Source organism: Candidatus Moraniibacteriota bacterium, from assembly GCA_016699795.1.
Classification (GTDB): Bacteria; Patescibacteriota; Minisyncoccia; order Moranbacterales.
This window is the reverse complement of sequence record CP065011.1, coordinates 640496-652052: the sequence shown is the minus strand read 5'-3', so window position 1 is coordinate 652052 and position 11557 is coordinate 640496. Positions and strand designations below refer to the sequence as shown.

The following is an 11557-nucleotide window of genomic DNA, read 5'->3' as shown; positions in this document are numbered from 1 at the left end:
TATATTATCAATTCAATTCTTTTGTTTTATTTTCTATAGTTTTTTATTTTTTATTTTTTTCCCAAAATTCTTCGAAATATTTATTGGACTGAATAGTGCTTCCTAAGAGACCCATTCGAATTCCTCTTTTTTTAGCCCAGTGAAAAAATGCTTGCGTATCTTTTGGAAGACACATTCCATCGAAAGGTCCGATATTTTTTATTCCATATTTTTTATTCCAGATACCCTCCGCACTTTCAGTCGTAATTTCAAAAATTCTATCTGGATCAATACCAATCTCTTTACTCGCAATTCGCATTTCATTAAAAAATGCAATTTTTACTGCATTAAAAAGATTATGAACATATTTTTGTGTCTCAGCTTCACTCAAAGAAACGTGGTGTACAGGACAAGAATATCCCGAAAAAATTTCATCTAGAAAAAGTTTTGTTCTTTCATCAAGAGATCCAAGTGTCAATACCCAAGGATGACTAAAATCTTCTTCTGCGGAAACTTCACGCAAATATTCAGGATTCATGGCCAAGCCAAAATCTTTTCCAGCCTTTTTCCCTGACATCTTTTCTAAAATAGGAGAAATAATATCCTGTGTTGTTCTTGGAGGAACAGTACTACGAACAACAACGACAAAATATTCTTTTCGTTTTTTTAATTTTTTACCCAAAACGGTTACCGCGTTTTTTAAATATTTCAAATTAACCTTCCCATTTTCTGTAGGGGTTGAAACAACAAAGAAAAAAATGTCGCTTTTTTGCACATCTACATTATTAATATGCTCTGCAGAAAGGCCTTGTTTTCTCAAATTAGCGATTGTTTCCTCTCGAACATCATAAAAAACAACATCATGCCCCTTTTCCAAAAAGCCTTTTCCCGTAGCACTTCCCACAACACCACTCCCAATAACAGCGACTCTTTTCATACAACAATTTCCTTCCTACAGAACGTACTAGCATTAAATTAAACAAAATATTTAATCCTCTTACAAGCACTATTCTTTCTTTTTAATTAAACTATTAATTATCATTTAAACAATTTCGTGAACAAAAGCCTTTCTTCATGACTTATTTTCCACTCTGAAGGATTGTAAACTAAATATTTATTTTGGCAAGATGCTGACGTTATTTTTGTTTTTCAACAAATACCTCAAAAAAATGACTCTTCATTCAAATATTTTTCGTATATCTATTTTTAAGGAAAGCTAAAAATTTCCTCCTTTTATAAATAGCTACATAAAAAAGTATCAAAAGTATCTATCAAAAAAATCATTTTTACTGTATCGTAGAGGAAGTTATATTCGTCATAATAAAATAAATTATCCCTTCATTTCTCCATTCCTCTAAGCATTCTTAGTTTTTATGAAAAAAATTATTATCATTGGAGCAGGGACTGGTGGATTGGCAGCTGGAATTCGTCTTCAATCTTTGGGATTCAGTGTTGAAATATACGAAAAAAACGAACAAGTAGGCGGTAGAATGTACCAAATAAAAGAGCGTGGATTCACATTTGATATTGGACCCACTATTGTAATGATGCCCGCCATCTATAAAGAGGTTTTTATTTTTTCTAAAGCAGATCCAAATGACTATATTGAGATGCAACGTCTCGATCCTATGTACAGCATTCATTTTCCAGACAAAACAAAATTAGATATTTCAACTAATCTTACAAAGCTCATTGCCCAATTAGAATCTTTTAATGAAGAAGATGCTCAGGGATATCTTGCTTATTTAGCTGATATTTACAAAAGATACTGTATCGCAAAAAAACATTTTATCGAAAAACCTTTTGGAAATGCCATCGACTTCTACAATCCAAAATCTCTTTATAATGCACTAAAACTTCGAACTCTCAATAGTGCATATTCTTCCATTTCCCATTTCGTAAAAGATGAAAAACTACGTCAAGCGCTTTCATTTCAAACTCTTTATATTGGAATATCTCCTTTTGTAGGACCCTCTATTTACACTATAATTCCTATGATCGAACTTCTTTATGGCGTTTGGTATATCAAAGGAGGTATGTATTCCATGGCAAAGGCGATGGAAAAACGCTTTCTTGAACTCGGGGGGAAAATTCATCTCAATAAAACTATAGATGAAATCCTTATTCAAAATAAAAAAATTCAAGGTATTCAAATTGGAAAGAAAAAAATTCAATCAGATATTGTTTTGTGCAATGCTGATTTTCCATGGGCAATTCAAAATCTTATAAAAAAAGAAAGGAATCGAGGAAAATACCAAAAAGAAAAATTACAAAAAATGGAATATTCTTCGTCATCATTCATTCTTTATCTTGGACTTACAAAAAAATATCCCACAAATGTACACACCATTCGTTTTGCCAAAAACTTTAATAAAAATATTAAAGATTTATTCAATTTCACCATTCCTAATGATCCTTCATTTTATATTTATTCCCCATCCCAGATAGATCCTACTATGGCACCCGAAGGAAAAGAAGTTCTTTATATACTCATTCCAGTTCCCTCTCTTCATAATGAAAAAATCAATTGGACAAAAGAAAAAACAGAGAGTTATAAAAACAAGATACTTAAAATTTTAGAAAAAATTCCTAATTTTGAAGATATTCGAAAACATATTGAAATTGTTAAAGTTTTTACACCCGAAACATTTCAAGAAAAATTCAATTTTCAATACGGAGCGACCTTTGGATTAAAGCCCACACTTCTTCAAAGTAACTATTTCCGACCACAAAACACATTCAAACCTATAAAAGGATTATATTTTACAGGGAGTAGTAATCATCCTGGTGCAGGAGTTCCCCTCGTTCTCACAAGTGCAAAACTCGCAACCAATGAAATTATAAAAGATTATCCTAATACTCTATGATTGATGTTTTTTTTACCTACACAATCATTGTCGCACTTTTATTTTTTTTGATAATCTTCTTTTATAGATATATTCAAGAATATCTTGATATTAAAAAGTGTAAAAAAATTATTCAAAAAAATTCACTTACTTTTTATAAAGCTTTTTCTAAGATTCCCAACAAAAGAAAAAAAAATGCTATTTATGCTGTTTATGCTTTCTGTCGTTACGCCGATGATATTGTTGATGATAAAAAAAATGAAAAAGAGCTTTTAAAACTTGAATCTGAATTGAAAATGTTTGTAGAAGGAAAAACAATACCCCACTTTCGCTGGAGAGCCCTTCGAAAGGCAACTCGTTTTTATTACAAAGACTTCGATTACAAACCGTTTTTTGAAATGATTGAGGGTCAAAAAAGAGATCTTTATCACAAAGATTACAAAACTCTTTCTGAACTCTTAGATTACTGTTATCTCGTCGCTGGAACCGTGGGCCTTATGCTTCTTCCCATTCTCGCACCCAAAAAAGAAGAAAAATTAAGAAATTTTGCTATTTGCCTTGGGCATGCCATGCAACTCACCAATATTCTTCGCGATGTCGGTGAAGATTATAAAAATGATCGTATCTATATACCACAAGACATTCTCAAAAAACATAATTTTTCACATCAAGACTTCGTCTCTGCCAAAAATGATTCTCGTTTCAAAAAAATATTTGAGGAAATCGCTCAAGTAGCTGAAAAATATTATAACGACTCACTTTCCCATATTCATCTTTTTCCAAAACAATCTCAAGCTCCTATTGCTTTTTCTATTATACTTTACAAAGCTATTATCGATGCTTGTCGAGAAAATAATTATGATGTTTTTTCCAGAAAAAATTATGTCTCCCAAAAAAAGAAAAAAGAGCTTATTAAAAAATATCTTCAATCTTTAAAAAATAAAAATTTTTAAATAACATCCTTTTATTTAGGTAATTTTTAGTATATATAAAGATCTCACCATTATTTACTTTACTGTAAAGAATAGCTTCAAAAAAAATACTTTTCTAAAATGAATTATTTAAAGGAATCTTTTTTCGTTTCTGAAAGAATTTGAATAGACTCTGAAAAACTATTATTTATTCTCTTTTATTTTCATCCGTTCTATAAGATCATAAATAGGCTTTATAGAAACTTCCGTTCCATTATTTTTACCCTTAGAATAATCAAAAGGATCATCTAAATCTTTAATAAGAAATATCATATATATCATCAAAAATGAAACCAGAGCTGAAAAAAATAAAGCCTCGTAAAATGGCTCTACTTTTAAAATAAGAAGTCCGAATATAACAAAAAATGCTAAAAATTCAACGATAGCATAAGCAGATGCAATAAAAGAAACATCTCTAATATTATTAATTCGAATGATCATTTTTCGAATAGCATTTTGCTCATTTTTCATTCGCGTCAAAAAATTTGGTTGCATTATTCCTTCAAAATCAGCAAAATAATCATTCATACTGTGCAGTTTTAAAAGAAGGCTTTTTGTTCGTTCTTTTTTATGAAACCAGTTTCGTATATCAATAAGAAATTTTCGATATTCCAAAAGAAATTCTTTCGTTCTTTTATTTCCTTTATTTTTATCAAGAATATACATTTCATCATATAAAGCTTCTAAACTTGAAGACATCTCTCCAGGAATTTTTTCACTTTCTTTATAATCAGAAATAACTCCAGAAATTAAAAACCCAAGAAGAAATGTGGTCGCAGCAATAAGGCTTGTAAAAAGAGCACTCAAAGAAATATATTCGAAACCCAATACATGAAATATCATTTTTAATATAACTACGCCCAAAACAATAGGAATAATTCTTATAGACAAACTCCATTTTTTTATAGAAAACAGTATTTTTTCTCGTATCATACGCAGCGGGGAAGTTTACTTTTTATAACAACTTTTATACTATAGCATAGAAAGTATTAAAAATAGATTATTTCTCTCTCATTATTATGAAAAAAATTACAGAAATTCCTTTTTTTGGATCATTTCTTTTTCTTTTTTTTGGTCTTATCGCTGGATATTTTATTGATGGATTTCGAGGTGTCTGGATCGTAGCACTTCTTTCTGTTTTAGAAATTTCTCTTTCCATAGACAATGCTGTCGTTAATGCAAAAATTCTTGAAAATTGGAATCAGAAATGGCAAAGAATATTTCTTATTTTTGGACTCCCTATTGCTGTTTTTGGTATGAGACTCTTATTTCCCATACTCATAGTTGCACTAGCAACAGGAATGGGATCTTTTGCCGTTCTTGATCTTGCTTTAGAAAATCCCGAAGGGTACGCTCACCTTCTTGAAGGTGTTCATCATCAAGTAGCAGCTTTTGGCGGGATGTTTCTTCTTATGGTATTTTTTCACTTTTTTATTGACACAAGAAAAAATAATCATTGGATTGAAAAATTAGAAAAGCCCCTCACCAAACTTGGACAAATTCAAGCTGTTGAAGCTGCTCTCGCCCTTCTTATTCTCATTACCGTATCAGGAATGCTTGATACAAAAGAAAGTATAGAATGTCTTACTGCGGGACTCTGGGGACTCATTACTTATATTTTCTCTAAAGGTATTGGTTCTATTCTTGGAGGATCTAAAGGTGAGAATACCTCACCCATTATACGCCAAGGTATTGCTGGATTTCTCTACCTTGAAATTCTTGATGCTTCTTTTTCTTTTGATGGTGTGCTTGGTGCCTTTGCCCTTTCTAATAATCTCTTTATTATTGCCATAGGATTGGGGGTAGGTGCGATTTTTGTTCGATCACTTACCATTACGCTTGTTGAAAAGAAAACTCTCACCACCTATCGTTATTTAGAGCATGGTGCTTTTTGGGCCATTGGCGCTTTAGCAATATTAATGCTTCTTGGTGTTGTACAAGAAATTCCAGAAGCTGTTACTGGTCTCATTGGGGCTATTCTTATCGGAGCATCCTTTTTTCATTCCTTACAAGAAAAAAAGAAATTTTCTTCCGTACAATCCAAAAAATAAATCCAAAGCAAAACAAAATAAAAATTCAACTGTTTAAAGTGAAAAATGTCTTTCTTTCTAAATTTTTTAGAAAGAAGTTTAGAAAGGAATAACTAAAAGCTCAAAAATGAAAGTATTCGATTCCAAAGGGATTGTTTTTTATTCAGCACATTCCCCTTATCATCAAATTCTATTTCGGATGTAATTTTTATCTGAAATATACCAAAAAGTTTTTCTCTATCTAAAACAGTTGCTTTATTTCCATCTCTATTGAGAATATTTTCTTCTTCATAGCCCATTATTTTTAATACATCTTCTTTCATCTCTTGCTCTTCCATTAATGGAGCTTCGTTATTTTCAGTTAATCCCGCTTCGGAAGAAGTTTCTTCGTTTAAAATTCCATAAGGTATTGCTTGAATTTTTCTTCTGAAGGAATAATTACTTCTTCTGTTACAGGAACAACTTTTTCCTGTATAGGTTCTCTTTCACTTTTCTCATCCTCTCGTTTTTCTGATGACTCCGAAGTTTCATCTTTTCTTTCTTCCGATTCTTCTTTCTGACTTTCTTCACCCAAAACCATTGCTGCATACATCGGCTTTGAATAAAATCCAAAAAACATAATGATTGCAAAAACAAAAAAGGGAAGAGCTCTTGTTTCGATTCTTAAAGAATTCATAAATACTATATATTTAAAAAATAAAGTGCACTCTATTTTCTCATATTTTTTGAAATGAGACAAATTCCAAAAATCCCCAAACTAATAGCCTCAAAAATTTCTTCGCATAGCCTTATGCTATGCACAATAGTTTCTTCACAGAAAGCGTTCAGACAAAACACTAATGTTTCATCCTTTAATACAATTCCATCCAGAATATCTAATATTAACGCTATCCCCAATAAAAAAAAGGCTATGAGTGTATACTTTCTTATTTTTTTTATATGACTATTCCACAATTGAAAACCAAGAAAACCAAACGCCAAAGAAAGTGCTGGTAAATAAAAAAGAATCCATATGTAAGTAGGAAAAAAACTAAGCCATTCATTTTTAGAAACTACGATACCACTCAATCTCTCATGAAAATAAATAGCGTCATCTATACTAAAAAATGTGAAAAGAAACGCTACTGCCCACCATATTTTTTCTCTACTTTCCCAATACGTATGGAAAGAGAAAAGTGCAATAAGAAAAAGAGCTACACTACTTATCCAAGTAAGTGGATTTTGCTCTCTTGTAGCTAAAAAAACATCCCTCAAAGGAAAATTTGGAAGAAAAAAGAAAACAAACAAATCAATAAAAACCAAAAATATAACAAAAATAAAACCAAATATATATGTTTTTCGCAAAAATTTCCAAGAAAAATACATACCTTTTTTATTACACTACCAACCAAATCTCTTTCTTAACAATTTTATAAAAAAAGCGAGTAGAGTAACACTTGTTACCACTACCATAGCATATCCAGCAAAAGCACTCTCAAATGCAAATGCTTCATAAATTCCTCCCGCATAGAAATAAACATAGGATAGTCTCTGAATACGTTTCCAATTACCTTTCAAAAAGATAATGGAAAGATTATTTGATGTAAGAAGAAGTATGAGACCAGTAATATCACCAATGTGAGCAAAGAATGCATAATTTTCTAAAGACCAATAAGAAGCACTAAATATTTTTGCCAAATAATTTGAAGAAGGATCAATAATATTTCCCAACATAAACCCCACAACAATCGAAGCTGAGAGAACACCAAATCCTTTCCTTAACAAAACTAAATTGCGAAGCCATTTTTGACTAGAAAAAATATCTGCTAAAGGTCGAATAAGCATAACAAGAAATACAGAAAAAAAGGATATCATAAAAAGATTTCCTTTCACCACAAAGTTATCATCTCCAAAAGCAGAATAAAGAGGGAGATACATAAGAATAAAAAGTGATATCGCCAAAAGAATATTCTGTATTCTTCGTAATGCTTTCATATTTTTTTTATTATCTATTAATTAATCAGTGTTCTTACTTTACCATGTACATCTATAAGTACAAAATTAACGCCTCGAGAAACTAGAAATTTTTCAGCCTTATTTATTCCCAGAATTATTGCATATGTCGCATAGGCATCTGCGATATAACCATCCTTGCATATAACACTTGCCGAAATAAGATCACTTTCTGAACTTATTTTTGAATAAGGATTTACAATGTGATGTAAATTCTTTTTTTCATACTTCCATTTTCTTTTATAGGTTCCGCTTGTGCAAAGCGCTTTATCTTTAAGAACAACTTGAATATTTTTCTTTTCGTCTTGAGGGTGCAGTATAGTAAAAATAAATTTTTTATTTTTAGCGTTCAATCCTTTTGTATAAATATCCCCACCAATATTAATTATCAATCCTTTTGATTTATTCTCTTGTGCAATTTTTTGAGTCACAAAACCCTTAAGAAAACCCCCGAAATCTAAGCGCTGATCTTTTTTTAAAGAAAGTTCACAATTATCTCTTCGGATATCCTCCATACAAGTATTGTATTTCAAATCGCCAAAAGAAATATTATCTCCTGCTTTCATTTTTTCGAAAGAACGATCATATCCAATACGACCCACTTGAATAAGAGAATTAAATCCTCCCTCCGTATCTTCATATACTATTTGAGCTTTTTCGTACACTTCCAAAAAATCATCAGTCATTTTCATTGATTTTTTTGTATTGAGTTGCATTAACTCACTCTCATTACGAAAACGAGAAAATTTTTCTTCATAGTTTTGAGCTATTTCTAATGCTTGTATAAAATAATAATCCCCTTCTTCCTCACTCTCAGCAAGAAAGGTTAAATCAAAATCACAACCCATTATTCTCGTATGATAATTGTATTCAGAAAGCATATGTATTATACTATTAAAACTTCTTTTTATATCTAAAGGATACGTATGCAAAAACATATCATCACCATTCTTCTTAGTTTTTCTTCCGTTCTTTTTGTAGTTCTCTCAGGAACTATTATGGCGTATCAAACGAATATCATCCCAGACGTGGAAGATAAGTTTCAAAAAGCTATTCGAGAAAAAGATACCATTTCTGCTTATGTTACGCAATTAGAAGAAGAACTCGCTCTTGCTAAAGAGAAACAACTTGAAATGGAAAATAAACTCAGAGAAAAACTCGCCAACGAAGAGCGTCGTGTTCTTGAAAAAAATCAGGAAGAACAAAATGCTCGTATCGCTGCTGAGAAAAAAGCTGCTGCTCAAAAATTAGCTACTCAAAAAAAGGCTGCTGAAAGTGCTCGTCTTGCTGCTGAAAAAGCTGCAAAAGAAAAAAGTACTTCCAGTAAAAAATCATCTGCTTCTTAAAATTTAATCTTCCCTATTTATCACTCAATAAAAAATAAAAACCCCTCTTCTTTAGGTTGAAATAGGGGTTTTTAAAAACGTCTTTTCTCTAAAAATTTTATGAAATTATTATTTTCTTTTGTCACGAAATTTTCACAGGCTTAAACTAGAAACGTAAGAGTTACAGTAGAAAATAACAATGACTCATTGTTATCCTACTAAAAAGTAAATTCTTTTGCTTTGGTCCAATTTTTTTGATCATAAACGGATATTGATTTTTTCCCAATAACATAGAGATACTTATCAATATAAACCGCTCTTTGAATTTCTTTATCACCACTTGCAAGTTTCATTTTAAGTTCCCCATCATTGTACGAGAATACGTATCCACCTTCAGATCCAGGAAGGAAAAATATTTTATTCTTGGGGTCTGCCAAAAAAGCATTATGATTATTCGTCGCCTCAGAAAAATATTCTTTGAGAAGATATTTACTTACCTCTCGAGGATTATCCGGAGAGCTCACATCAAATAATGACAATTTTACTTTCCCTTCCTCCATACCAATTCCCAAAATAAGATTTTTCTCCAAGGGGTGTAAGTATGAAGAATATCCAGGAATTTTCAATTCTCCCGCCTTTCTTGGTTTATCAGGATTAGAAAGATCAAGTACGTAAAATGGATCCGTCTGACGAAATGTTACAACATACCCCATATCTCCCAAAAACCTTGCCGAGTATATTTGTTCCCCCAAACCAAGATCTTTTATCGAACCCCTTTCTTCAAGATTTTTTCCTAAAATATAGACATCATTTGAAGATTCCGAGCCTCCAAAAAAACTACCATCTATCGTTGTTGCTACACGAAGAGTACCTTCATATTCATCCAAAGAAAATTGATTAAGGAGTCTTCCTGGAACAATTCCTGTTGAATTAATTTCTAAATTTTTTATCGCTATTTTTACTATTTCCGTTGAATACATTTCTCTTTTGTGTTTTTCTCCAAAAAGAGACATTCTATTTTCAAGCTCATTAGAAAACTTTAATTGATCATCTTCATTTTGGAATAAAGATTCATCTTCCATAACCTTTCCAAATTCAAGCATTTTTGATTCCTGACTTATATCATACTGTGCTATTTTTTCTACTCTTTTCAAAGCTTCGGGAGAAAATAAATCCTCTTGCTCCATAATAAAATTTAAAAAAGATCTAGAAAAGTCTCCGTATATTCCATAAGCAATATACAGAAAATCTTTATTCATATAGAGAGTGGAATTATCCAAAGATCCAACAAAAGACATTGATTTTCTTAAAGATCCATTTTTTGGATTGATTACCGAGATAGAATAGGTTGAATTTATAAAAGCTCTTCCCGAAGAAGGATAATATATCTCATTACAAGGAATACTTATTTTATCCACTCCCAAAGACAAGGGATATAGAGGACAAGGATGTGTTTTATTTATAAAGGTATTACTCACTACATAAAGTTCTTTATCTAATTTTCTTGATTGAACTAAAGAAGTATTTTCCTCAGAAGCTATTTTCCATTTTTCAATCGGATTTTTTACATTCGAAATATCAAATCCAAAAATATCATTTCCTGAAAATATCACAAGCATATTTTCAAAAAGAAGCATCTTTCCCGTCTTTTTTATTTTTCCATTTTGCACCATTTCATCAATGGGAAAGGCTTTTATAAGGGAAGTCTCACTATCATTTTCAATTGGTTCTCTTGGTGGCAAAATAGAAGAAGGAGGTGAAATAGATGGTGGTAAAGCATCTATTTGCACTTGATTTTTTTCATTCTCTTCGAAAGAAATTCCTCTTGGTTCTAATGCGGTAACATCATCATAAAAATAATATCGTTCATTCTCTCGAGAATAATATATTTCTTTTCCATCGGTTTTTACAATATCTGGCTCATCAATACCCACAACCTGAACATTTGTTTGAGAAAATCTTCCGGCATTCGTACTATCTCCTTTTTTAGATTCCAAAGTAAAAGGCATATCACCTCCATTACCATTAGGAGATCCCATCATTAAAGAATTTTTATCAACAGATTCACCAAAATTTCGAGGAGTACTCATTTCATATTTTTCAGCATTTTCAAGATACTGTTTAAATTCTTCTTCGGAAGAAAACTGCTTTATAGAATTACGTGCAATACTTTCGTCTTTCTTTTTTTCAGATTCAAATATGCTTATACCCTTTGAATTTTCCTTATCATAAAAATTATCAAAAAGAATAAAAAAGATAGAGACTAGAGCAAGCCCTCCCATAAAAGAAAGGAATATCTTCATTTTTTTTTCCATACACAAATAATTTTATTTTTTAAAAGCTATTTTCATAATAACATAGTTACCTCAAAAATTATAGACACCACTTTTATTAAAAATTTTTCTCCTTTATAT

At 31.0% G+C, this 11557-nt stretch carries 12 protein-coding genes; 4 read left to right on the top strand and 8 right to left on the bottom strand.

What is annotated here, in order from left to right; all coding sequences use genetic code 11:
• Window positions 1–43: 43 nt before the first annotated feature.
• Window positions 44–916, bottom strand: coding sequence for an NAD(P)-binding domain-containing protein (locus IPN70_03170; GenBank protein QQS60868.1), 873 nt, complete (start codon window positions 914–916; stop codon window positions 44–46).
• Window positions 917–1352: 436 nt separating this feature from the next.
• Here IPN70_03170 and crtI point away from each other — a divergent pair, with 436 nt between their 5' ends.
• Together crtI and IPN70_03160 are read left to right on the top strand one after the other, a co-directional pair.
• Window positions 1353–2846: a phytoene desaturase gene (gene crtI, locus IPN70_03165; protein QQS60867.1), complete on the top strand. Its 1494-nt coding sequence runs from the start codon at window positions 1353–1355 to the stop codon at window positions 2844–2846.
• A complete protein-coding gene (locus IPN70_03160; GenBank protein QQS60866.1) occupies window positions 2843–3778 on the top strand; it encodes a phytoene/squalene synthase family protein in 936 nt (311 codons plus the stop codon). Before crtI ends, IPN70_03160 begins: the two co-directional genes overlap by 4 nt.
• A 162-nt stretch (window positions 3779–3940) precedes the next feature.
• Here IPN70_03160 and IPN70_03155 read toward each other — a convergent pair whose 3' ends face one another.
• Window positions 3941–4729, bottom strand: a complete 789-nt coding sequence (locus IPN70_03155) for a hypothetical protein (GenBank protein QQS60865.1) — start codon at window positions 4727–4729, stop codon at window positions 3941–3943.
• Window positions 4730–4815: 86 nt separating this feature from the next.
• Between IPN70_03155 and IPN70_03150 the strand changes: the two genes are divergently transcribed.
• Window positions 4816–5847 carry a DUF475 domain-containing protein gene (locus tag IPN70_03150; GenBank protein ID QQS60864.1) on the top strand — a complete coding sequence of 344 codons (1032 nt, stop codon included), beginning with the start codon at window positions 4816–4818 and terminating at the stop codon, window positions 5845–5847.
• Window positions 5848–5939: 92 nt separating this feature from the next.
• On the opposite strand, the gene IPN70_03145 is transcribed toward IPN70_03150, so the two are convergent.
• From IPN70_03145 to IPN70_03125, 5 genes are all read right to left on the bottom strand, one after another.
• Entirely contained in the window at window positions 5940–6149 is a 210-nt protein-coding gene (locus tag IPN70_03145; protein QQS60863.1) for a hypothetical protein, read from the bottom strand.
• Between the two features lie 68 nt (window positions 6150–6217).
• Window positions 6218–6502, bottom strand: coding sequence for a hypothetical protein (locus IPN70_03140; protein QQS60862.1), 285 nt, complete (start codon window positions 6500–6502; stop codon window positions 6218–6220).
• 32 nt (window positions 6503–6534) lie between these two features.
• Window positions 6535–7170 carry a hypothetical protein gene (locus tag IPN70_03135; protein QQS60861.1) on the bottom strand — a complete coding sequence of 212 codons (636 nt, stop codon included), beginning with the start codon at window positions 7168–7170 and terminating at the stop codon, window positions 6535–6537.
• 36 nt (window positions 7171–7206) lie between these two features.
• Complete coding sequence (locus IPN70_03130) at window positions 7207–7800, bottom strand: hypothetical protein (protein ID QQS60860.1); 594 nt, start codon at window positions 7798–7800, stop codon at window positions 7207–7209.
• Window positions 7801–7817: 17 nt separating this feature from the next.
• Window positions 7818–8699, bottom strand: a complete 882-nt coding sequence (locus tag IPN70_03125; protein ID QQS60859.1) for an FAD:protein FMN transferase — start codon at window positions 8697–8699, stop codon at window positions 7818–7820.
• Between the two features lie 45 nt (window positions 8700–8744).
• Here IPN70_03125 and IPN70_03120 point away from each other — a divergent pair, with 45 nt between their 5' ends.
• Window positions 8745–9164 (top strand): hypothetical protein, encoded by a 420-nt coding sequence (locus tag IPN70_03120; GenBank protein QQS60858.1) that lies wholly within the window; start codon window positions 8745–8747, stop codon window positions 9162–9164.
• Window positions 9165–9361: 197 nt separating this feature from the next.
• On the opposite strand, the gene IPN70_03115 is transcribed toward IPN70_03120, so the two are convergent.
• Window positions 9362–11458, bottom strand: coding sequence for a beta-propeller domain-containing protein (locus IPN70_03115; GenBank protein ID QQS60857.1), 2097 nt, complete (start codon window positions 11456–11458; stop codon window positions 9362–9364).
• Window positions 11459–11557: the final 99 nt, after the last annotated feature.